This window comes from Streptomyces sp. NPDC004609, from assembly GCF_042873655.1.
Taxonomy (GTDB): domain Bacteria; phylum Actinomycetota; class Actinomycetes; order Streptomycetales; family Streptomycetaceae; genus Streptomyces.
This window is the reverse complement of sequence record NZ_JBIALS010000006.1, coordinates 154464-176971: the sequence shown is the minus strand read 5'-3', so window position 1 is coordinate 176971 and position 22508 is coordinate 154464. Positions and strand designations below refer to the sequence as shown.

Sequence of the window (22508 nt, the reverse complement as noted above, 5' to 3'; positions counted from 1 at the left end):
GTGACCCGCGCGGGGCAACACCCGCCCCCGTGCGCATCATTCGGTATTGAATGATGGGTGCGGGGGCTTTCTTGTTTTATGCTTAGACCGCAACCGATGGCGGGGTAACGAGGCGTGCGCGCTCGTAGAGACTCCGGGCAGCCTGGTTCTTGAGATAGGGCCGAATTCGAGCCTGCATCGTTGACATGGCCTTATCGCACTGACCCGATTGAACGTCGGGGTAAATGTCCACGACTTTGGTCCATGTGGAACATGCGCTTTCGAGGTGGCCGATCTCTAGTTGACGTTCGGCAAGCATGGAGAGATAGCGAATCCGATTCCTCTTGAACGAACTATGCCGTAGCTTATCGGATTCCTCCAGGTCTTTGACTGATCCCCGAATATCACCTAGTTCGTAGCGAACCTGCCCTGCGTGATAGGTCAGGGAAGACGGATTGTAAGAGCCGAACGTCTTAGTTTGGGATTCGGCCTTTTCCATCGCTACTTCGGCCTCCCGCAGATACATTAGCGCCCTTGTGCGCTCGCCAAGCTGCGCTGAGGCGTGCGCTTGCTGCCCCGCCAAAAAGGCGCGCATTCGAGGACCAGCCTGCGGAGATGCAGACGCGGCAGCGTCAGCAAGACGCATCGCAGTCTTTCCGTGGCGTAGATCAACGGCCTGAACGCTCATTCCCCGTAGGGTCGTGCAATACGTGAGGTGGTCTTCCGAAGCACCTGCTAGCTCTAGCGCTTTCAGGTAATACTGTTGCGCTAGGCCGTGGACCCCCTCGTCTACAGCCATGTATCCGGTGAGGTAGCAGAGATCGGAAGCCGCCGACATCATCGCCTTGCGGACTTCCTCTGTTGCGTCGGCTCGAAGGTAGGGGGCGACTGTATTCACGAGGAATGCCGCTGCCATTGGGCGAGCGTGCCGACCGCCGAATTGGTCGTCCAAGTCAGACACGCGCTCTGTCATGGCGATGACCATGTTTACATCGGCCATCCCTATGCGTTGGGTCTTTCCAGCCTGAACCGCTTCCATGCGCCCCACAACATCCGGCCATCCGGGGACGGTAAGGGCCACGGAGAACAGTCCCGCACTCAGGACGCTACGGCGTGAGGGGTCCATGCCTTGCCTCCCGAGGTCTACCAGCCCTTCAACGGTAGTCGGGTGGCTGGTGGGCTCTTTCGGGGGTGCCGGGAATCCCGCCTCGGCGTGCGTGATGGGACGGAGCAGTCTCCGGGCGAGTGCTTCCAAAATCAGCGGCCGAACAGCTTCCTTCGGCAGGTGGCCGCTCAACCACTGGTGAATTGACGGCTGTTGGTACTTGAGAGGGGTTCCGCGCTCGGTTCCGATGCGGTTGACCTCTTGGGCGAACTGCCGCAACGTCCACCCGCTCTCGCGGTACAGCCGCTCAAGTCCAGCGTTCGGCTGTCGTGTCGTCACTGGTCCCCAACTCCCGTGCTCTGACTGCTTAACGCTCTTAACTCCTGCCCTCTTCCCAACGGTACCGCTGTGCGTGGTCGGACGGTTGCCTAGTGCGAGCACGGCCACCGCAAGGGATGACACCGCAAGGAGGGTCCGGACATGGAGAAGCATGCACGAACGGCCACGGGGAACCCCGAGCGGACCAGTGCGGGGATACCGACTCGGGCCTACTGGTGCGACGTTCTCGCGGAAGGAGAGGTGTACGGGACGCGCGAGACAGTCCCGTACGTCCTCGGCACCTTCCCAACGATCTCGCCGAAACTCGCGCTGCGGTGGTTGCAGAGCGAGGCCGAGCGCATCGCGGACCGGCTCGACCCGGACCCGGAGCGCTCAGCGTGGGTCAAGCCGTGGACGCAGGTGGGCACTGTGCCTGTGCCCGACTGCCCCACCGAATTCCGGTTCTGGATCGAAGACCCCGACGAGCACCACGCGGCAGGGACCGAAACCGCTCGACCGGATCACCACGGACACGCCCCCCGTGTGCGGTACCTGCCTGCCCGTGTCGCTGCGTCGCTGCTCGTTTCTGCGGGATGAAGAGAGCGTGCGGGTGCTGCTGGTCCGTAAGCCCGTGATCAGCGGCGTATCCGGGACGTTCTACCGCGTCAGCGACGATCTGAAGCGTTGGATTCCGTCCGAGCAAGACGCCTATTCCAGCTTCAACAGGCCCCGGTATCCCGGGATGCTCGCCCAACGGCTGTACCGCAAATTGCGGGGCGTGACCGTGCTGGAGACGAACGCGATTCCGCCCGCGCTGCTCACAGCCAACTGAAACCCAAAGCGCCCCGAGGGACCGCGTAGGACCGGTCCGCCCGGGGCTTGCCGAAACAGCTAACCAGGAGCTGAAACGACCATGCGTGACTCTATCGCCCGTGCACTGCTGTGGGTGCTGCGGATACTCCTTCCCGCCCGAGGAAGACGCCGAGCCGTCCCCGTGTGCGCCCCCGAGCCGACGACCCCGCCCCGCGTCATCTGCGGCCCGACCACACCGATTCCCGTTCACGTTCTCGCCCGCTCGGTTCCGTCCCCGTGGCACCGCCGCGTAGGGCCGTGGCTGATGGCACGGGAAGCCGAGTGCGAGGCCGAGCGGACGCTGGAGATGCACGTGATCCGGGAGCGCCGGCGCGCTGCCGTACTCGCTACCCAAGGGGTGGACTACCTCTACACGTACCCCGGGGCTCCGTTCCCCGCATCCGCGTTCGCCGCTTCGGGGGTGTCGGCATGACCGCCGATGAGCTGTTCCCGGAAGTCCTCGCGGGACATGTCGCGCTCTGCGTCGGCTGCCATGAAGTGACCCGCGCACCGATCCCCGTGCGCTACATCGAGAGCGCCAGCGGCCCCGGGACGACCCTCTACGCGTGCCCTGATCACGCCGTGGAGTACGGGGCGGGCCCGACGCCCGAGGATGTGTTGCGCCGCCCGTAGCGCTCCGCTCAGACAGCAAAACGCCCCGTGCGGCCAAGTGCCGTGCGGGGCTCTGTCGTTGGCGCCTCGACTGATCGGCTCACGCGGGGCGCTGAGCGCCGGGCGTGGGCGCCAAGCCTGAGTGCGGGGCGCGCGCCCGGGGCCTGTACCCGCGTACGGAGCCCTGAGCCCGGCATGCGGCCACCCGGAGTTCGGCACCCGTAGGGACCCCGGGAGTGCCCGGAGTCCGCAGCCATGGGCGCGGGCGCTCCGCCCGGCACCCGAGTCCCAGGCCCTCGGCGCCCCAAGGGTGATGCGTCTACGAGGATCCCGCCGTGCTCTCGCGGGCGTCGTAGGAGGCGCGGGCTGCCGCGATCTCGTTCTGGTGCTGCTCGGTCCAGGTGACCAGTGAGCGGATCGTCGTGTGCAGCGTGCGGCCGAGCGCGGTCAGCTCGTACTCGACGCGCGGCGGTACGACCGGATGGACCGTCCGCAGCACGAGCCCGTCCCGCTCCAGCTGCCGCAGGGTGACCGTCAGCATCCGCTGGCTGATCCCGTCGATCTCGCGGCGCAGCTCGGTGAAGCGCAGCACACGGCTGTCCAGCAGGGCGATGACCAGCAGGGACCACTTGTCCGCGACCCTGTCCAGGATCTGGCGGACCTCGCAGTCCTCACGGGCGTCCCACTGGAACGGGTCCGGATCGCCGTTGTCGTCGAAGCCGGTACCCCCGCGGTAACCCGGTGACTTCAAAGTGCCTTCTTCCACATGACGTCATCCTGCCGCAGGATCGTGTTGGTTACAAGAGGGAACCGGCCATCCGATGAGTAACCGCCTCGTTCCCCGGCCGACCCGTTCCCTTTTCCTTCGAGACCGTCGGAGTCATCCATGCCAGCTGTCGTGCCGCCGTCATCGCACCCGGCCATGTCCGGACGAGCCTGGGCCCTGCTGCTCGTCCTGTGCGGCGCGACCTTCCTGGAGGGTATCGACGTCGCCATGCTCGCCGTGGCCGTACCGTCGATCAGGGCCGATCTCGGGCTCTCCACGGGCACCGCGGCCTGGGTGATCAGCGCATACGTCCTCGGCTACGCGGGCTTCACGCTGCTCGGCGGGCGCGCGGCCGACCTCCTCGGCCGCCGCCGGATGTTCCTGATCTGGCTCACGGTCTTTCTCGCGTTCTCGGGCCTCGGCGGCTTCGCCACGGCCGGGTGGATGCTGATCCTCGCGCGCTTCGTCACCGGTGTGGCGTCGGCGTTCATGACCCCGGCCTCGCTGTCGATCATCACCACCTCGTACGAGCAGGGCCCGCAGCGCAACCGGGCGCTCCTGGTCTTCGCGGGCGTTTCGGCGGGCGGATTCTCGCTGGGCCTCGTCATCGGCGGACTGCTCACCCAACTCGGCTGGCGCTGGGTCTTCTTCGCCCCCGTCTTCCTCGCGGGCGCGATCCTGCTGGCCGCCGTCAAGCTGCTCCCGGCCGAGTCGGTTCCCGTGCGCAAGGGCGGCTTCGATCTGGCGGGCGCCGCCGCGGCGGCGGGCTCGATGCTGCTGCTGACGTACGGCATCCTCCGCCTGGAGCACGGCTTCGACGGCTGGACGACCACGCTCGCGGCGGTCGGCGGCGGGCTGCTCCTGGTCGCGCTGTTCCTCTTCATCGAACGCCGTTCCTCCGCGCCCCTGGTCCGCCTGGGCATTCTGCGGCGCTCCGCCCTCGTACGGGCCGATCTGGGGGCGCTCTTGCTGCTGGGGGCGTTCATGGGGTTCCAGTTCATGATGACCCTCTACCTCCAGGAAACGAGGGGCTGGTCGTCCCTGGAGACCTCCCTCGCCCTCCTGATCGTGGGCGTGGACGTGATCCTGGCCCCCACGGTCACCCCGATCCTGGTGAACCGTTTCGGCAACGCCCGGGTGATCCTCGGCGGGTTCCTGCTGGCGATCGCGTCGTACGCCCTGATCCTGCCGGTCGGCCCCGACTGGAGCTACTTCGCCATGCTGCCCGCGTTCACCCTGGCCGGCCTCGCCTTCGCCCTCACGTACGGGCCCCTGACGATCGCCGCGACGGACGGCGTCCCACCCGAGGAGCAGGGGCTGGCGGGCGGACTGCTGACCACGTCGACCCAGTTCGGCTCGGCGATCGGCGTCTCGGCGGTCACGGCGGTGTACGGCCTGCTGGACGGCGCCTCCCGGATGGACGCGCTCCGGGCGGCGCTGGTGGTGCCGCTGGTGATGGTCGTGGTGGGAGCGGTGATCACGCTGACGGGGGTGCGCAAGCCCCGGAACGTGGTCAGCACCCCGCTGCCGGAGGAGCCGCTCGCCTCCGTGGGCAGCGAGGTCTGACGGCCGGCCCGCCGGGTCCGGCCCTCATGGGCGGGACCCGGCGGGCCCGGTCTTCCGTGGGAACGGCTGAACCCTCGTCCCGCCCTCACGGGCGGACTTGGCGGGCGGGGGATCCGCCGGTGACAGAGCCGTCACCGGCGGATCCGCCATCAGCGGGTCCCTCACCGGCGGTCCGCCATCGGTGGATCCGCCACCAGGGGGTCCGTCACCGGCGGGTCCGCGGGAGGGGGATCCTCCGGGCCACCCGTCGAGACATCCGGGTCCGGGGTGCCTGGGGGATCGACCGGCCCCGTGGAGGACGTCGAGTCCGGATCGGTCACGACGAGTGTCACCGCGGACTCCTCGGGAGCCCGCTCACCGGGCCCGGGGGACTGTTCGGCGACCCTGCCGTCGGGCGCCCCCGTCAGCTGGACCGTGAAACCCCGGTCCTCCAGAAGGCGGATCGCCTCGTCGAGCGGTGTGTCCCGTACATCGGGAACCTCGACGGTCCCGGGGGTGGTCTCTCCGCCGGACGGCCCGCCTGTGCCTTCCGAGTGCTCAGAGTCCTCCGAGTCCTCGGAGGGGACGCCCGGCAGGGGCTTGTCCTTCGCGCCCTCCGTCCCGGCCGGACGCTCCAGCCGCGCGTCCTTCTTCCGTACCTCCACCAGGACATAGGCGGCGACGGGTTCCTCCTCCGCCGTCGGCTCGACCTTGACGACCTTCCCGGGGTCGTACGCCTTCCACTTGCCTGCCGTCCCCTCGAACCGCACATCCGCCCGGTCCACGTCATGGCCGAACGAGCCCAGGGGGTTCCCGCAGCTGCACTGCACGACCGGCCGGCCGTGGGTGTCCACCAGGACCGCGATACCGGCCTCCAGCAGCGCGTCGAAGGCGACCGCCCGGCCCTTCTTGTAGTCGTGGTTCTCCACCAGGGTGTCGTTGCGCAGCACAACGGGCGTCAACTTCTTGACGAAGGCCTCGATACCGGCGGTGTCGATGCCCAGGACGTCCGCCCACTGCCGTGCCTTCTCACGGTTGGCGCGGTCCTTGAGGAACGCCACCAGCCTGTCCTTCGCGCAGCTCTTCCGCTTCCGCGTTCCGCCGTACAGGCCGGGCCGGTCGCCCTTCTTCACCCCGCCGTCCAGCGCGGGGGCCTTGCTCGTCAGAGCGTCCGTGCCCAGGCCGAGCGCCGCGTCGAAGAAGGGCGCGGCGGTCGGCACACCCCGCGTCACCGCCTTGACGGCGACCTTGGGGGCCGCGCAGCCGGTGGCCATCAGACCGAGCCCGGCCAGGATCGCGACGAGCACGGCGGCCCTGCGCCGAGGGACCCTCAGCCGGTCCTGACCCTCCCGGACCCGGCGGTGCCCGCCTCGGTCCGGAATACGAACGCCCCGACTCGGAGTACGAACTCCCAGGCCCGGCGTACGAACTCCCCGGCCCGTACCGGGACCTTCAACCCGGCCCGTACCATGGCCTTCAACCCGGCCCGGATCACGTCCTCGTATACGTAAACGCCGGCCTCTCATCACGTGCCCCCGAACTCCCGCTGGTGGTCCTTCCGTTCACCCGAGAGTCCCGGAGCGCGCCCGCGGCCGCATCGAGGCGGGTACGGAACCCACTCTCCGTGCCCGCACGGATACCGAACGTCTCCCTCCGCCCCTACCGTGTGCCGCATGCCCTGGCCACGCCGCCTCGCCCTTTTCACCGCGCTGCTGACCGCGGTCGCGATCGCCGCGGGCTGCGCCCTGACACCGCTCGCCGACGACGTCACGGCCGGCGATGTGGTGCTCGTCGTGTCGGCCGGAGCCGTCGGCGCGTTCTCCACCTGCCTCGGGCTCTTCGTCTCGCGCCGGCGGCCCGCCAACGCGGTCGGCTTCCTGCTCACCCTGGTCGGCCTCGCGCCCCCGCTGCTGACGCTGTCCGACACGTACAGCCGGGTGAGCCTCTCCCACCCGCTGCCGGGGGTCGAGGCCGTACATCAACTGACCGACGGCATATGGGTGTTCCTGTACGTCCCGGTCCTGCTGCTGATGCTGTACTTCCCGGGCGGACGGCTGCCGCCGGGGCGGTTCGCGCGGGCGGTCCGGTACGCGGTCCCGGCCGACATGCTCGCCTTCGTCGTGGCGGCGGCGCTGGACCCGAGCCCGTACGACCCGCCGTTCGACGGTTACGGGCATCCGCTGCCCACCCTGCCCCCCTCCGTGATCGGCTGGGTGATCGGTCCGCTCCTCGCGCTGTTCATGGCGCTGCTCCTCTGCTCCGTGATCGTGATGGGCCGCCGCTACCGCGCGGGGGACCGGGTCGAACGGGCGCAGCTGAAGTGGTTCTCGCTCGGCGCGCTCGCCCTGCCGGGCACACTGCTGCTGTGCTGGGCCGACGTTCTGCTCTTCGGCGAGGTCGGGACGCTCATCTGGTTCGGTCTGGTGCCGCTTTTCCTCGGGGTGCCCGCGCTGACCGCGCTCGCGATCCTGCGCCACGATCTGTACGACGTGGACCGTGCCACCAGTGCCGTCGTCACCTGGGGCCTGGTGACCGCCGGGCTGCTCGCCGTCTACTCCGCCGCGTCCTTCGCCGGCGGGCTCGCCCTGGGCAAGGACAGCGCGGTGAGCGCCGCCGCCGTGACGGCGCTGGTCGCGGCGGTCCTCGTACCGGCGAAGAATCGTGTACGGCGCTGGGCCGACCGGCGCTTCTACCCCGTACGGGAACGGGCCCTGGCCGCCGTCGCCGCACTGGAACGCGAGGTGCACGAAGGGCGGTCACGGCCCGAGCGGCTGGAGGGGGTCCTGCGGGAGGCCCTGCGCGAACCGGCGCTGAGGGTGGGATATCTGCTGCCGGGCGGCACCCGGTTCCGGGACACGGCCGGAAGGTCGGTGCCGGGGCCGCCGGACGTGACCGCGCCGGGGGCCGGTGCGGTGACCGCCACGGGGACCACGGCCGGGACCACAGTCGGGACCACGGCCTGGACCACCGAAGTGCGCCTGGCCGGACGCCCCATCGGCGTCATCGAGGGGCCCTGCCCGCGTGAGGTCGCCGCCGCGAGCGCGCTGCTCGTCGAGACCGTACGGCTGCGGCTCGAACTCCGTCAGGCGCTCGGCGATGTCGAGGCCAGCCGCGGCCGGCTGCTGCGGGCCGGCTACCGCGAGCGCCGCCGCCTCGAACGGGATCTCCACGACGGCGCCCAGTCACGGCTGGTCAGCCTCGGCATGGCGCTCCGGCTCGCCCAGCGCCATCTCGACGACGGCACGGTCGACGTCGACGGCCTTCTCGACCAGGCGGTCGCCGAACTGGGCGCGGCGGTCGCCGAACTGCGGGAGCTCGCCCACGGTCTGCGGCCCAGCTCCCTCGACGACGGCCTCGGCCCCGCCCTGGAGTCACTGGCGGGACGGGCCCCGGTACGCCTCGACTGGCGGCTCGACGGGCGCGTGATCCCCGACGACATCGCCACCACGGCCTACTTCGTCGCCAGCGAGGCCGTCACCAACGCCGTCAAGCACGCGGCGGCGGGCCTGATCGGAATCGTCGTCGGGGAGGACGAGGAAGGCGCGCTGCACGTCACCGTCCGGGACGACGGGCCGGGCGGCGCCGAACCCCGTACGGGATCGGGGCTGGCGGGACTCAAGGACCGGGTTGCCGCACTCGGCGGGCGGCTGCACATCAGCAGCACGCCCGGCGGCGGCACGACCGTGGAGGCGGTACTGCCGTGCGCATCGTGATCGGAGAGGACGACGCGCTGTTCCGGGAGGGTCTGGCGCGGCTGCTCGCGGACGCGGGGCACGAGATCGTGGCCCGCGCGCCCGACGCGCCCAGTCTGATCGCGGCCGTCGGCGAGAGCCGCCCCGACCTGGCCGTCATCGACATCCGGATGCCACCGGACCGGACCGACGACGGCGCCCGGGCCGCCCGGCGGATCCGGGACGACTTTCCCGAGCTGGGCATCGTGCTGCTCTCCCAGCACATCGAGACGCGCAACGCGGTGGAACTGGTCGCCCGGGGCCGGTTCGGGTACCTCCTCAAGGACCGCGTCCTCGATGTGGACGCCTTCCTGGAGGCGCTGCTCCGCGTCGCCGCGGGCGGTTCCGCGCTCGACTCCGAGGTGGTGTCCCGGATGATCGGCGTCCACCGCGATCCGCTCGGCTCACTCACCCCGCGCGAGCTGGAGGTGCTGGCGCGGATGGCCGAGGGGCACACCAATCGGGCGATCGCACGGCGGCTGTGGCTGACCGAGCGGACCGTGGAGACGCATATCGCCTCGATCATGGCCAAGCTGGGGCTGACGACGAGCGAGGAGCACAACCGCCGGGTCCTGGCGGTCCTCGCCTATCTCACCGCGCGCGGCGGAGGCGGGGCCGCACGGTGACGGCGCGGGGGCGTCACGGCGCGTGCGGTGCGCGGGGTGCAGTGTGCAGGGTGACGGGTGTGGGGTGCGGGTGCGGTACGACGGGTGCGGGGCGTGCCCGGTCGGAGGCGCCCCATCCGGTTGGGAGTGCCCGCATCCGCCCCGGGTGCCCGTATCCGGTCCGGGCCCGGGGGCTACATGGGGTCGAACGGGCCCTCGTCGTCGGGGCGGGCCGGGGGAGGGGGCGCGGGACGGGGTGTGTCCTCCGCGCGCGTGCTCTCCCGGCGGCCGGGAGTCGTACGGGTACCCGGCGCGGGCTGCCCCGCCGCGCCACCCGGTCCGCGCCGGTAGGCGCCGATGCCGTCCCGCGCGCCCGCCGACTCCTCCTCCATCCTCGTGAGCCACCGCTCCCAGCGCCGGCGCATCGGACCGATGAGCCCGCCGCCGACGCCGACGATCAGGATCCCGGCGACCGTCGCGAGCGTGGCCACGAGGAGCGGGCCGGTGACCGCGGTCGCGATGCCCGCCTGGCCGAGTGCCGCGATCACACCGAGTGCCACGATGAACGCCCAGGCCACCGTGGCCGGGACCCTGCCGTACGAGGTGCCGCCGAGCGCGCCCTGGACGATGTCCTGGACCGCGCGGGCGATGGCCAGGGCCACCGCGACGATCACCAGCGCGACGATCGCCTTCGGCAGCCAGGCGACCACCGCGTTGATCATGACGCTGACGGGGTTGGGACCGAAGACCCCGAAGGCCAGTTGCAGGACGACCAGCAGCAGACCGTAGGAGACGATTCTGGTGAGGATGCCGGTGGCGTCGTACCGCGTGTCGCGGAGGGCCTGCGCGACGCCGCTGCGCTCGGCGAGCTTCTCGGAGCCGACGCGGCGCAGCAGCCGGTCGACGACCTTGGCCACCAGTCTCGCGACGAACCAGCCGATGAGCAGGATGGCCAGAAAGGCGATGAACTTCGGGACGAAGCCCGCCACCGCGGACCACGCGTCCGACATGCCCTGGCCGAAGTCGACGGAAAGGGCCAGCGGCACAGGCAGGGGCTGGGACATGACGGGCGCACTCCGTCCGCTGCGGCCCCGAGGTCCGGGGCCCGGACTTTCGGTCGTAACACCGTGTCCGCGGACGGGCCCCCGGCCCGGAGCCGCTCTGGCCCGGTCGAGTGGCGGATTGCTCCGCTGCGGTGTGCCGCCGGGGGCGGCGGTGGGCGGCGGACGTGGGCGCCGACCCCGGCAGGTGCCGGGTCGCGGTCCCGAGGGGCGGCCGGCGTCGGGGTACGCCCGGACGTCGTCGAGCGGGATGCCGGAGCGGTGCGTGTGGTTCGGCCCGGTGCCCCGTACGGGCCGCCGACCCCGTCCCCGGCCGTCGCACGGGGACACGGGCCCGGGCGCCCGCCGCGTTCACGGGTGTGTATGAGCATCCGCCACAGCAGCGGGTGAGGTGCGGATGCGCGGACGATACGGGGTTTCCGGCGCGATGGACCGTACGGCGTCAGACCGAGGGCTCGGCGGGAGCGGGGGCGGTGCCCCGCCCGGGGCGTACGTCCTGCGTGGGGACCGCGCTCTGGACGGGGACAGGAGCGGGTACGGGGGCGGGATCGGTGCCGGGCGCCTCCGGAGGCATCCCGGTGCTCACCCCGGCCGTCGCCGGACCCGGGTCGGCAGCCACCGCAGGGCCGGTACCGGAAGGCGTCACGGGACCCGTCCCCGCGGCCGACTCCGCCGTCCGCAGCGCCTCCGCCTGTGCCCGCGTACGCCGGGCCGTCCGCAGCGCGTCCCAGGTCAGGACCGTCAGCGCCAGCCAGACCAGCGCGAACCCGGCCCACCTCTCGGCGGGCATCGCCTCGTGGAAGTACAGAATCCCCAGCAGGAACTGGAACACCGGCGCCAGATACTGGAGCAGCCCGAGCGTCGACAGCGGCACCCGGATCGCCGCCGCGCCGAAGCAGACCAGCGGAGCCGCGGTCACCAGTCCGGTCGCCGCGAGCAGCAGCGCGTGGCCCGCGCCCTCCGTGCCGAAGCTCGCCTCCCCCCGGAACCCCAGCCACAGCAGGAAGGCCAGCGCGGGGAGGAACAGGATCGCGGTCTCCGCCGCGAGGGACTCCAGCCCGCCGATGTTGATCTTCTTCTTGGCGAGCCCGTACGCGGCGAAGGAGAAGGCCAGGATCAAGGAGATCCACGGCGGCTGCCCGTAACCGACGGCCAGCACCAGCACCGCGAGGGCACCCGTGCCGACGGCCACCCACTGGGCCGGGCGCAGCCGCTCCTTCAGGAGCAGGACGCCGATGGCGATGGTGACGAGAGGGTTGATGAAGTAGCCGAGGGACGCCTCGACGACATGGCCGGAGTTGACCGCCCAGATGTAGACGCCCCAGTTCACGGTGATGACCACCGCGGCGACGGCGATGAGCCCGAGCCGCCGGGGGTCGCGGATCAGCTCCCGTATCCAGCTCCAGCGCCTCAGCACCAGCAGTGCCAGACCCACGACGACCAGGGACCAGGCCATCCGGTGCGCCAGGATCTCGGTCGCGCCCGCCGGTTTGAGGAGCGGCCAGAAGAGCGGGACCAGGCCCCACATTCCGTAGGCGCCGATCCCGTACAGCAACCCTGCCCGCTGTTCGCCGTCCGACTTCACCGGACCTCCCGTCCTGCGCGTGTGACCTCGTCCGGTGACCGCGTCGGCCACCTCGTCGAAGGTACGCGTCGCAGGCATCGACTGTCATGCCCGTACCGGTATACGGTCATGACCTTTCCGGCGGGCCGGATCCGGGCTGCCCGCCTTCCGCGCGCGGCCCGGAGCGCACGGGCCGCGGGACTCCCGGGGAGTCCCGGCGCCCAATCCCCCTGGAGCAGCGGACGGTTGGCGGCTGCGGGTCGTACGATTCAGCGGCACACCATGGGGAGAACGTGCCGAGCGGGGGCTTGATGGCATACGGAAGAGTGGTGCGCGCCGGGGGCGGCGCACTGGCGGGGGCGCTGCTGTGGACCGGCTGCTCCGCGGATCCGGAAGGGGACGGCAAGCCGTCCCCGTCCGCGCCCAGGGGCGGGACCGTGAGCCCCGGCGGACCGGGGACGGGGCCCGCGGGGAGCCCGGCTCCGAGCGCGAGCCCCGGCGGGCTCGCCTTCACCCCCGACCCCGCCCGCTTACCCCGAACCGAGGCCGACGCCCGGAAGCTGGCCGAGGCGGTGGTGGCCGGGCCCGAGCTGTGGGGCCCGGGCTATGTGAAGCGGACGCCCTATCTGAGCGGGCCCGGACACTGGCCCGTGCTCGGCGAGGACTGCGTCTGGCAGGGCGGCACCCGGCCGCCCGGAGTGCTGTACTCCGTCACCGCCTACAGCGAGCTTCCCGCGCTCGGCGGAAAGGGCCCGGTCCGGGTCGCCGCCACCGTCACCGTGCACCGCGACGACCGGGCCGCGGACTGGGAGATGGCCCAGACCCTGGAGGAGGCCCTGCGCTGCCCGGACCAGCAGCTGCGCGGCGGCGAGCGCATCAGCGGACTGCTCTCCCTCGGCACCGCGTACGGCAAGGGCAACTTCACCGCGCACGACGCGGTCGCCGAGAGCGGCAAGTACCACAACGACGCGTTCGGCGCGGACTACATCTACGACTGGTACCAGTCGCGGCTCGGCCAGGTGACCGTCGCCGCCGTCACCAAGGGCGCCGAGGGACACACCCCCGACGAGATCAACGACGCCAGGGTGGAGGCCCTGACGGCGATGCTCGGCCGTATCGAGACGCACCTGGAGACGGATTGAGTGCCGGACCACGTCAGGACTCCGGGGAGCACGGGGAGTCCCGGGAGACCGGTTCGCCGGACAGCGCCGATACGCGCGGCGGGACGGCGGCTCCCGTCGGCGGCCCCGCGCCCGATCCTGTCGGACCTGCCGTTCCCGCTGGCTCCGGCTCTGGACCGGAACCCGCGCCTGACCCGGCCGGGTCCGCCGTTCTGTCCGGTGGCGCGGCCGATGCGCCCGACCCCGGCCCCGCCCCGGCTGATCATCCGGCGGTGAACGGCGTGAGCGGCGTGAGCAGGCCGGACGAGGTGGACGCGGCGGACCGGGTGGACAAGGTGGACCGGCCGGACGAGGCGGATCGGGTGGGTCTGGCGGATCGGGTGGGTCCGGTGGATCGGGTGGGTCCGGTGGATCGGGTGGACCTGGCGGACCGGGTGGGTCCGGTGGATCAGGTGAATCTGACGGACCGGGTGGGTCCGGTGGATCGGGTGGACGCGGCGGACCGGGTGGGTCCGGCGGGGCTCGCTGACGGTCCGGGCCGGGCGGCCGGGCCCGCCCCGGTCGCGCCCGGGACCGCCGATGCTTCCGGCCCAGCGGCTCCGACCGCTCCGGCTGACCCGTCCGACTCGGACCCCGTGCCCGGCCCCGGTGCGTCGGTTGCTCCTCCGGCGCGGGCAGAACAGGCGGCGGGACGGACGGGGGACCGGCCCCCGGGTGTGCCCGGTGTCCGCGGGGCGGCCGTCTCGGCCCATCCCGCCGCACCGCACCGCCCCCAGGGCCCGGGGGCCCGCGCCACCACCCCGCCCCGGCCCGCCGGGGAACCGGAACGACTGCTGCCGGGCGACCCCTCGTCCATCGGCGGATACCGCCTCCTCGCGCGGCTCGGCGCGGGCGGCATGGGCGTGGTCTATCTCGGGCGTACGGACACCGGAGAACTGGCGGCCGTCAAGGTGACGCTGGGCGAACTCGCCGACCGGCCCGACTTCCGCGCCCGCTTCCGCCGCGAGGTGGACGCGGCCCGCAGGGTCTCCAGCCCCTGGGCGGTCCCGGTCACCGGCGCCGACCCGGACGCGCCCGAACCGTGGCTGGCCACGGCCTTCGTACCCGGCCCGTCCCTCGCGGAGGCGGTCGCGGCCGAGGGTCCGCTGCCCGCCCGCAGCGTCCGCGTGCTCGGCGCGGCGATCGCGAAGGCGCTCGCCGCCGTGCACGAGGCCGGGCTGATCCACCGGGACGTCAAACCCGGCAACGTCCTGCTCGCCCTCGACGGCCCGCGCCTGATCGACTTCGGCATCGCGCGTACGGCGGGCGAGACCCCGATCACCTCCACCGATGTCGTCGTGGGCACGCCCGGCTTCCTCGCCCCCGAGCAGGCCGAGGCGCGCGGCGACGAGATCGGCCCGGCGAGCGACATCTTCGCGCTCGGCTGTCTGCTGGCGTACACCCTGACCGGACGGCTGCCCTTCGGCCGGGGCGCGATGGACGCACTGCTGTACCGGACCGTCCATGACGACCCCGATCTCGACGGCATCGAGGAGGGGCTGGCGCGCCTGCTCAACGCCTGCCTGGAGAAGGACCCCCGCCGCCGCCCGACGGCCGCCGAGCTCGCGGACCGCCTTGCCCGCCCCCCGGCGTACGAGAACCCGGCGTACGAGAACCGGGCGCACGGGCCCGCACATCCCGCGTACAAGAGCGACGGCAGCGAGCAGAACCGCGGGGGCGAGCAGAGCCACGGGGGCGACGGGATCACCGCGCACGGGCATCCCCGTGCCGCGAACGACCCGGCCGGGGAACCTCCGGCCGCCGGTACCGACTGGCTGCCTCCCGGGGTCGTACGGATCATCGCCGAGCGTGCGGCGCGCATCCTCGCGCTGCCCGACATCGAGCCGACCCGGGCGGAGAGCGGGGAGCAGCGGAAGCCGGCCCGCAGGCGGACGTTCCTCCTGGCCGCGTCGGGTGGCGCGGTCCTCGTCGCGGGCGGCGGCTCCGCGCTGTGGGCCGGACTGCGCGACCGCGGCCGGGGCAGCGGGCCCGTCGCCGCACCGGAGCGCCGGCGCTGGACGATCGGCGTACAGGCCGACCTGACCGGTCCGCAGAAGGAGATCGGGATCGAGCAGGAACGCGGGGCACGGCTCGCGGTCGACCTGTTCAACGCCCGGAAGGCCAGGCCGTTCGACCTCGCGCTGAAGACCGAGGACGACGCGGGGGACAAGGCCGGGGCACCCGCCGCCGCCCGCCGGATGACGGCTCGGCGCGACGTCTTCGCCGTCCTCGGCTCGACCGGCGACTATACGACCGAGGCCGTCATCCCCGCGTACGACGAGGCGCGGTTGCCGCTGATGACGACCTCCGCCGGACTGAACACCCTGACCAACGGCGAGAACAGCGTCTTTCTGCGCGCCTGCCCCCAGCACCCGGTCGCGGGGATGCAACTGGCGTACTACATCCACGGCAAGGCCGGGTCCGTACGCCCCGGGCTGCTCCAGGACCGTGACGACGACAACTACGCCTGGCAGTACATCGCGCTGATCAACACCATTCTGCGGAAGCAGTACCGCATCCGGCCGCATCCGCGGGTGGTCCCGGCGGGCGTCGACGCGTACGGGCCCGTCATCGAGGAGATGGTCCGGGCGGGCATCGACTCGTACGTCCACTGCGGCCCCGCCCGCAGTGCGGCCAAGGCGGCCCGCGCGCTTGCGGACGCCGGCTTCACCGGGCCGAGGTTCGGGAGCCAGCAGGTGCTGGGCTCGGAGTTCCTGAGGCTCGCGGGGGACGCGGCCGAGGGCTGGGTCATCGGGGCTCCCGTCGTCGACCCGGTGGCCGTACCCGCTGCCCGGGGTTTCACGGCCGCCTACCGCAAGCGGTACGGCAGGGCCCCCGGGTTCTACGCGGGGGAGTCCTTCGATTGCGCGAACCTGCTGATCCGTTCGTTCGTCAAGGGTTCGAAGGGCGCCCGGCGGCCCCGGCGCGGTGAACTCGCCGCCGCCCTGCGCAAGGCGGAGTACACGGGAGCGATGGGTTCCTACCGCTTCGAGCAGGAGGACGGCGACCTCAGGGGGATGGGCACCTATCTCTACACCGTGGACCGCGGCCGGTATCGCTACCTCGGCTCGGCGCCCGTCGACGACCCCGGACGGAGGAAGCCATGACCGGCCGGCGCCCTTCGGCGCACAGGACGGTCCGGCGCCCGGCGGATGTGGCGCCGTCCGGTGCCCGGCGGCCCCTGGGCGGCGCGCGCCCCGCGGACGCCGTGGCACGAGCGCGGCGAGGGGGTGCCCCGGCGGGGAGGGCGGGAACTCCGGCGCGGCGAGCCCGTGCCCCGGAGGTACGGGCGGGGACTCCGGGGCGGACAGGAACCGCGATCGGCTGAACCGTGCAGCCGCTGAGGCCCGGCGACCCCTCCTCCGTCGGCGGATACCGCCTCGTCGCGCGGCTCGGCGCGGGCGGCATGGGCGTGGTCTATCTCGCCCGGTCCGAGCGCGGTGCCCTCGCCGCGCTCAAGGTGATCCGGGCGGAGCACGCCGCCGACCCCCGGTTCCGGGCGCGGTTCCGGCGCGAGACGCAGATCGCCCGGCGGATCGGCGGCCCCTGGGTGGTACGGGTGGTGGGCGCGGACGCGGCGGCGCGCGAACCGTGGCTGGCCACGGAGTATGTGCCGGGGCCCTCGCTGTCGGAGGCCGTCGCGGCCCACGGGCCGCTGCCGGAGCGCACGGTCCGCGCCCTGGGTTCACGTCTGGCGGAGGCACTGGCCGGTGCGCACGCGGAGGGCCTGGTCCACCGGGACGTCAAACCCGGCAACGTCCTGCTCGCTCTCGACGGTCCCCGCCTGATCGACTTCGGTATCGCCCGCGCGGCGGGAGCCACCGCCCTCACCGCCGGCGACGCCGTGATCGGGTCACCCGGCTTCCTCGCCCCGGAACAGGCGCGGGTGGCCGGATCCGGTGAGGTCGGCCCGGCCGGCGACGTCTTCTCCCTCGGCTGTGTCCTCGCCTACGCGGTAACCGGACGCAGGCCCTTCGGTACGGGAACGGCGGCCGCGGTCATCTACCGTACGGTCCACGAGGAGCCCGACCTCGACGGCGTACCCCCCGGTCTGCTGGGACCGATACGGTCCTGCCTCGCCAAGTCCCCGGCGGACCGGCCGTTACCGTACGCGATACGGGCCGCGCTCGCCGAACCGCAGCGCGACGACATCGGCCCCGGCGGGCGTGGCCCCGGCGAGCCGCAACCTGCTCGGCCGCAACCTGCTCGGCCGGAACCCGCTCGGCCGGAACCCGGCGAACCCGGCACCGGCAGACCCGGCACCGGCAGACCCGGCACCGGCAGACCCGGCACCGGCGAACCCGGACCCGGCCGGTCAGGGTTCGCGCGGTCCGGCCGGCCCGGACCGCGCGAACCGCGACGGCGCGAGCCCGCGGGCGACTGGCTTCCGGACGGGCTCCCCGCGCTGATCGCGGAACGCTCCTCCCGCGTCCTCGCTCTGCCCGTGCCCGACCCGACCGTGGTCGTGACCCCGGAGAACCCACGGACGGCCCCGGCGTCCCGCCGCCGGTTTCTGGCCCTGGGCGGGGCGGGCGCGGTGGCCGCTGCCGGCGGGGTCGCCGCCTGGCTGGGGAACCGCTTCTTCGGCGACAACTTCCCCGGCTCCGACGCCACCTCACGCTCCACCGGCCCCCGCCCCCGCCGTGTCATGGCGGTCGCGACCGACTTGAGCGGCCCGAACAAGGCGGACGGCAGGGCCCAGGAACGCGGGGCGCGCCTCGCGGCCGAGACCTTCAACGCCCGTCCCGACCGTTCCTTCGACCTGGTCCTCAAGGTCTTCGACGACCGCGGCGACCCCGAGAAGGCGATGACGCTGGCCGGGACCCTCACGGCCGACCCCTCCGTCCTCGCGGTCATGGGACCGACCACCCGCGCCATCTCCCGCGCCGTGATGAAGACCTATGACGCGGGTGTGCTGCCCGTGCTGACCGTCTCGGTCGGCTCCCGCCTGTTCGAGTTGTCCCACCGCCGCTCGTACTTCGAACTGCGGTCCAACGAGAGCCAGCTCGTCCTTCCCGTCAGCCGCTACTTCATGATCGGCGGGACGGAGCGGGTCGCGGTGGTGGACGACATGGCGGGCGGCGAGTACTCGTGGAGCGTGGTCAAACTGCTGAAGGGGGCGCCGCCCGAACTGGGCGAGGTCACCACCCACCCGGTCGCGGCGGACAGCGACGACTTCGCCTCCGCGGTGCGCGCCGCGCTGGCGGTGCGGCCGGACGGTGTGGTGTACGCGGGCAACTCCCCGGCCCGGGCCGCCCTGACCGCCCGTGCCCTGCGCGACAGCCGGTACCAGGGATTCCGGGGTGCCGCCGAACCCGCCATGGGCCCGAGGTTCCTCGCCGAGGCCGGGAGCGCGGCGGACGGCTGGGTCTTCGGCGCGGGATACGTCGATCCGGCCCGGATGCCCGGCGCGAAGGCCAGGGAGTTCCTGACCGCCTACCGCCGGCGGTGGAGGACGGATCGCGCCGAGCGGCACGCGGTGGAGGCCTACGACACCGTCCTGTTCACCGCCCACGGGATACAGGGTCTGGGCGCCGACGGGATCACCCGGGGCGCGCTGGTGCGACGGCTGCGCGGGATGACCTACCAGGGGGTCGCGAAGACCATCGCCTTCCAGGCCAACACCGCGGAGTTCCTCCAGGACGTGGGGTTGTTCCTCTACCGCGTGGAGGGCGGACGCCCCCGATTCCTCGGCCAGTACGAGACGGTGAAGTCCACGGCCTAACGGCTGTCCCGGGCGCCGGCACCCGAAGTCAGCGGCCCCGGGCCGCTGACCTCCACACCCCCGGGGCCGGACGGCCCGGCAGCCGCACCGCGTCAGGGCCCTGTCCGGCCCGGCGGGTCCGGGCGGGATCCGCCGAGATGCGGGCGCCCTCCGAACCCGGAGGGCGCCCGCATCACCGGCCGTCAGCCGACAACGGTCCAGGTGTCGTTGCCCTTGAGCAGCGTGGCCAGGTCGCCCTTGCCGTTCTGCTCGATGGCCGCGTCCAGCTGCTCGGCCATCTGTGTGTCGTACACGGGACGCTCCACACTGCGCAGCACCCCGATGGGCGTGTGGTGCAGGGTGTCCGCGTCGGCCAGCCGGGAGAGCGCGAAGGCCGTGGTCGGCGAGGCGCTGTGCGCGTCGTGGACGAGGATGCGCGACTCGTTCTCCGGGGTCACGGCGACGACCTCCAGATCACCGGTCGCCGGGTTCCGTACGACACCCTTCGAGCCGTCGGCGCCGAACCGGATCGGCTGCCCGTGCTCCAGCCGGATGACCGCCTCTTCGGCCTGCTGCTTGTCCTTCAGCACCTCGAACGCGCCGTCGTTGAAGATGTTGCAGTTCTGGTAGATCTCCACCAGCGCCGTGCCCTGGTGGTCGGCGGCGGCGCGGAGCACCGAGGTGAGGTGCTTGCGGTCCGAGTCGACCGTACGGGCCACGAACGACGCCTCCGCGCCGATCGCGAGCGACACCGGGTTGAAGGGCGCGTCCAGCGAGCCCATCGGCGTCGACTTGGTGATCTTTCCGACTTCGGAGGTCGGGCTGTACTGGCCCTTGGTCAGGCCGTAGATCCGGTTGTTGAAGAGCAGGATCTTCAGATTGACGTTCCGCCGGAGGGCGTGGATCAGATGGTTGCCCCCGATGGAGAGCGCGTCCCCGTCACCGGTGACGACCCAGACGCTCAGGTCCCGTCGGGAGGAGGCGAGCCCGGTCGCGATGGCGGGGGCGCGGCCGTGGATGGAGTGCATCCCGTAGGTGTTCATGTAGTACGGGAAGCGGGACGAGCAGCCGATGCCGGAGACGAAGACGATGTTCTCCTTCGCCAGACCCAGCTCGGGCATGAAGCCCTGCACGGCGGCGAGGATCGCGTAGTCACCGCAGCCGGGGCACCAGCGCACCTCCTGGTCGGACTTGAAGTCCTTCATCGACTGCTTGGCCTCGGCCTTGGGCACCAGCGACAGCAGACCCGGAACGGTCTCAGACATTGATGGCCTCCTGGAGAGCCGTGGCGAGCTGCTCGGCCTTGAACGGCATGCCGTTGACCTGGTTGTAGCTGTGCGCGTCGACCAGATACTTCGCCCTGATCAGGGTGGCGAGCTGGCCGAGGTTCATCTCCGGGACCACGACCTTGCCGTAGCGCCCCAGCACATCCCCGAGATTCGCCGGGAACGGGTTGAGGTGGCGCAGATGGGCCTGGGCGATGGGCTGTCCCGAGGCCCGCAGCCTGCGCACGGCGGCGGTGATCGGCCCATAGGTCGATCCCCAGCCCAGCACCAGGGTGGAGGCGCCGTCCGGGTCGTCGACCTCGACGTCCGGGACCTCGATACCGTCGATCTTGGCCTGACGGGTGCGGACCATGAAGTCGTGGTTGGCGGGGTCGTACGAGATGTTGCCGGTGCCGTCCTGCTTCTCGATGCCGCCGATGCGGTGTTCCAGGCCGGGGGTGCCGGGCACGGCCCAGGGGCGCGCCAGCGTCTGCGGGTCGCGCTTGTAGGGCCAGAACACCTCGGTGCCGTCGGCCAGCTCATGGTTCGGGCCGGTCGCGAACTGAACCCGCAGGTCCGGAAGCCGGTTCACATCGGGCACCCGCCACGGCTCGGAGCCATTGGCGAGATAACCGTCCGAGAGCAGGAACACCGGTGTCCGGTAGGTGAGCGCGATCCGGGCCGCGTCGATGGCCGCGTCGAAGCAGTCGGCCGGGGTACGGGGCGCGACCACGGGCACGGGCGCCTCACCGTTGCGCCCGTACATAGCCTGGAGCAGGTCCGCCTGCTCGGTCTTGGTCGGCAGGCCGGTGGAGGGGCCGCCGCGCTGGATGTCCACGATGAGCAGCGGCAGCTCCAGCGAGACCGCGAGCCCGATGGTCTCCGACTTGAGCGCCACACCCGGGCCGGAGGTGGTGGTGATGGCGAGCGCGCCGCCGAAGGCCGCGCCCAGCGCCGCCCCGATTCCGGCGATCTCGTCCTCGGCCTGGAACGTCCGCACACCGAAGTTCTTGTGCTTGGACAGCTCGTGCAGGATGTCGGAGGCCGGGGTGATGGGGTACGAGCCCAGGTACAGCGGCAGATCGGACAGCCGGCCCGCGGCGATCAGACCGTAGGAGAGGGCCAGATTGCCGGAGATGTTCCGGTAGGTCCCGGTGGGGAAGGCCTTGCTGGCGGGCGCGACCTCGTAGGAGACGGCGAAGTCCTCGGTCGTCTCGCCGAAGTTCCACCCGGCGCGGAAGGCCGCGATGTTCGCCTCGGCGATCTGCGGCTTCTTGGCGAACTTGGACCGAAGGAACGACTCGGTCCCCTCGGTCGGCCGGTGGTACATCCAGCTCAGCAGCCCCAGCGCGAACATGTTCTTCGAGCGCTCGGCCTCCTTGCGGGAGAGCCCGAAGTCCTTCAGCGCCTCGATGGTCAGCGTCGTCAGCGGCACGGGGTGGACCTGGTAGGCCTCCAGCGAGCCGTCCTCCAGCGGGGAGACGTCGTAGCCGACCTTGGCCATCGCGCGCTTGGCGAACTCGTCCGTGTTGACGATGATCACGCCGCCGCGCGGCACATCGGCGATATTCGCCTTGAGCGCGGCGGGATTCATGGCGACCAGCACGTTCGGCGCATCGCCGGGGGTGAGGATGTCGTGGTCGGCGAAGTGCAGCTGGAAGCTGGAGACGCCGGGCAGGGTGCCCGCGGGCGCGCGGATCTCGGCGGGGAAGTTCGGCAGAGTGGAGAGGTCGTTCCCGAACGACGCCGTCTCCGAGGTGAACCGGTCCCCTGTGAGCTGCATGCCGTCACCGGAGTCGCCCGCGAAACGGATGATGACCCGGTCGAGGCGGCGGACTTCCTTCGGCGCGGGCCCTGAGCCGACGGCGCTCTCGCGCCGTCCGCCGGTAAGCGCCTCTTGGGCGTCGCCGGCCCCGTCAGCCTCGTCGGCGTGCTCGGATGGGCTACTGACCTGGCTGGTCACTGAACTGGACCTCCCTTGAGGCGGCTGCTCGGGCCGGCCGTCCCACTGGCCGTTCCATGTGCCACCCTACGTGGGTAAGGGTGACCTTCCCCGGACCGCTCATATGCTGGACGTCAATTTGAGACGGCCTTATGTCCTGGTGTGTCATAGTTTGCCCGCCCCCCGGGGTCTTCTTGGTAAGGCGCTCCCTGCTCGTACTTTGGTTGTAGGACCCTGGTCCCGGTCGCCCCCGGAATCTCCCGTGCCCGGGGGAGTGGTTCCGCCGGAACCGCAGCTCC

Annotated in this window: 17 protein-coding genes; 10 read left to right on the top strand and 7 right to left on the bottom strand. The window is 71.8% G+C overall.

The window, feature by feature from the left end; translation table 11 throughout:
- Positions 1-82: 82 nt before the first annotated feature.
- The gene (locus tag ACFYT4_RS08425) at positions 83-1423 is read right to left on the bottom strand and encodes a tol-pal system YbgF family protein (protein WP_389266560.1); all 1341 of its coding nucleotides are present in this window, start codon (positions 1421-1423) and stop codon (positions 83-85) included.
- Positions 1424-1564: 141 nt separating this feature from the next.
- Here ACFYT4_RS08425 and ACFYT4_RS08420 point away from each other — a divergent pair, with 141 nt between their 5' ends.
- From ACFYT4_RS08420 to ACFYT4_RS08405, 4 genes are all read left to right on the top strand, one after another.
- Complete coding sequence (locus ACFYT4_RS08420; RefSeq protein ID WP_389266558.1) at positions 1565-1999, top strand: hypothetical protein; 435 nt, start codon at positions 1565-1567, stop codon at positions 1997-1999.
- A 7-nt stretch (positions 2000-2006) separates the two neighbouring features.
- The gene (locus ACFYT4_RS08415) at positions 2007-2234 is read left to right on the top strand and encodes a hypothetical protein (protein ID WP_389266556.1); all 228 of its coding nucleotides are present in this window, start codon (positions 2007-2009) and stop codon (positions 2232-2234) included.
- 81 nt (positions 2235-2315) lie between these two features.
- Positions 2316-2687 carry a hypothetical protein gene (locus ACFYT4_RS08410; protein WP_389266554.1) on the top strand — a complete coding sequence of 124 codons (372 nt, stop codon included), beginning with the start codon at positions 2316-2318 and terminating at the stop codon, positions 2685-2687.
- The gene (locus ACFYT4_RS08405) at positions 2684-2887 is read left to right on the top strand and encodes a hypothetical protein (protein ID WP_389266552.1); all 204 of its coding nucleotides are present in this window, start codon (positions 2684-2686) and stop codon (positions 2885-2887) included. The genes ACFYT4_RS08410 and ACFYT4_RS08405 overlap by 4 nt, the downstream gene beginning before the upstream one ends.
- 298 nt (positions 2888-3185) lie before the next feature.
- Here ACFYT4_RS08405 and ACFYT4_RS08400 read toward each other — a convergent pair whose 3' ends face one another.
- Entirely contained in the window at positions 3186-3632 is a 447-nt protein-coding gene (locus ACFYT4_RS08400) for a winged helix-turn-helix transcriptional regulator (protein WP_389266550.1), read from the bottom strand.
- 120 nt (positions 3633-3752) lie between these two features.
- On the opposite strand from ACFYT4_RS08400, the gene ACFYT4_RS08395 reads away from it, so the two are divergent.
- Entirely contained in the window at positions 3753-5198 is a 1446-nt protein-coding gene (locus tag ACFYT4_RS08395) for an MFS transporter (protein WP_389266547.1), read from the top strand.
- A 161-nt stretch (positions 5199-5359) separates the two neighbouring features.
- On the opposite strand, the gene ACFYT4_RS08390 is transcribed toward ACFYT4_RS08395, so the two are convergent.
- Positions 5360-6484: a DUF6777 domain-containing protein gene (locus tag ACFYT4_RS08390; protein WP_389266545.1), complete on the bottom strand. Its 1125-nt coding sequence runs from the start codon at positions 6482-6484 to the stop codon at positions 5360-5362.
- 366 nt (positions 6485-6850) lie between these two features.
- Between ACFYT4_RS08390 and ACFYT4_RS08385 the strand changes: the two genes are divergently transcribed.
- A complete protein-coding gene (locus ACFYT4_RS08385) occupies positions 6851-8890 on the top strand; it encodes an ATP-binding protein (RefSeq protein WP_389266543.1) in 2040 nt (679 codons plus the stop codon).
- Entirely contained in the window at positions 8878-9534 is a 657-nt protein-coding gene (locus ACFYT4_RS08380) for a response regulator transcription factor (protein ID WP_389266541.1), read from the top strand. The genes ACFYT4_RS08385 and ACFYT4_RS08380 overlap by 13 nt, the downstream gene beginning before the upstream one ends.
- Positions 9535-9707: 173 nt before the next feature.
- On the opposite strand, the gene ACFYT4_RS08375 is transcribed toward ACFYT4_RS08380, so the two are convergent.
- Positions 9708-10577 carry a hypothetical protein gene (locus ACFYT4_RS08375; protein ID WP_389266539.1) on the bottom strand — a complete coding sequence of 290 codons (870 nt, stop codon included), beginning with the start codon at positions 10575-10577 and terminating at the stop codon, positions 9708-9710.
- A gap of 439 nt (positions 10578-11016) precedes the next feature.
- Positions 11017-12159 (bottom strand): EamA family transporter RarD, encoded by a 1143-nt coding sequence (gene rarD / locus ACFYT4_RS08370; protein ID WP_389266786.1) that lies wholly within the window; start codon positions 12157-12159, stop codon positions 11017-11019.
- Positions 12160-12449: 290 nt separating this feature from the next.
- Between rarD and ACFYT4_RS08365 the strand changes: the two genes are divergently transcribed.
- The 3 genes from ACFYT4_RS08365 to ACFYT4_RS08355 all read left to right on the top strand — a co-directional run bounded on the left by ACFYT4_RS08365 (position 12450) and on the right by ACFYT4_RS08355 (position 19023).
- Positions 12450-13280, top strand: coding sequence for a hypothetical protein (locus ACFYT4_RS08365; RefSeq protein ID WP_389266537.1), 831 nt, complete (start codon positions 12450-12452; stop codon positions 13278-13280).
- A gap of 809 nt (positions 13281-14089) precedes the next feature.
- The gene (locus ACFYT4_RS08360; protein WP_389266784.1) at positions 14090-16405 is read left to right on the top strand and encodes a bifunctional serine/threonine-protein kinase/ABC transporter substrate-binding protein; all 2316 of its coding nucleotides are present in this window, start codon (positions 14090-14092) and stop codon (positions 16403-16405) included.
- A 224-nt stretch (positions 16406-16629) separates the two neighbouring features.
- Positions 16630-19023: an ABC transporter substrate-binding protein gene (locus ACFYT4_RS08355; protein ID WP_389266535.1), complete on the top strand. Its 2394-nt coding sequence runs from the start codon at positions 16630-16632 to the stop codon at positions 19021-19023.
- 182 nt (positions 19024-19205) lie between these two features.
- Here the strand turns inward: ACFYT4_RS08355 and ACFYT4_RS08350 are convergent, their stop codons facing one another.
- Complete coding sequence (locus tag ACFYT4_RS08350; RefSeq protein WP_389266533.1) at positions 19206-20267, bottom strand: 2-oxoacid:ferredoxin oxidoreductase subunit beta; 1062 nt, start codon at positions 20265-20267, stop codon at positions 19206-19208.
- Positions 20260-22230 (bottom strand): 2-oxoacid:acceptor oxidoreductase subunit alpha, encoded by a 1971-nt coding sequence (locus tag ACFYT4_RS08345; protein WP_389266531.1) that lies wholly within the window; start codon positions 22228-22230, stop codon positions 20260-20262. The genes ACFYT4_RS08350 and ACFYT4_RS08345 overlap by 8 nt, the downstream gene beginning before the upstream one ends.
- Positions 22231-22508: the final 278 nt, after the last annotated feature.

Coding starts and splice junctions, on each gene's coding strand:
- ACFYT4_RS08420 (WP_389266558.1), top strand. CDS start 1,565: ATGGAGAAGCATGCACGAACGGCCACGGGGAACCCCGAGCGGACCAGT.
- ACFYT4_RS08410 (WP_389266554.1), top strand. CDS start 2,316: ATGCGTGACTCTATCGCCCGTGCACTGCTGTGGGTGCTGCGGATACTC.
- ACFYT4_RS08405 (WP_389266552.1), top strand. CDS start 2,684: ATGACCGCCGATGAGCTGTTCCCGGAAGTCCTCGCGGGACATGTCGCG.
- ACFYT4_RS08395 (WP_389266547.1), top strand. CDS start 3,753: ATGCCAGCTGTCGTGCCGCCGTCATCGCACCCGGCCATGTCCGGACGA.
- ACFYT4_RS08385 (WP_389266543.1), top strand. CDS start 6,851: ATGCCCTGGCCACGCCGCCTCGCCCTTTTCACCGCGCTGCTGACCGCG.
- ACFYT4_RS08375 (WP_389266539.1), bottom strand. CDS start 10,577: ATGTCCCAGCCCCTGCCTGTGCCGCTGGCCCTTTCCGTCGACTTCGGC.
- ACFYT4_RS08365 (WP_389266537.1), top strand. CDS start 12,450: ATGGCATACGGAAGAGTGGTGCGCGCCGGGGGCGGCGCACTGGCGGGG.
- ACFYT4_RS08350 (WP_389266533.1), bottom strand. CDS start 20,267: ATGTCTGAGACCGTTCCGGGTCTGCTGTCGCTGGTGCCCAAGGCCGAG.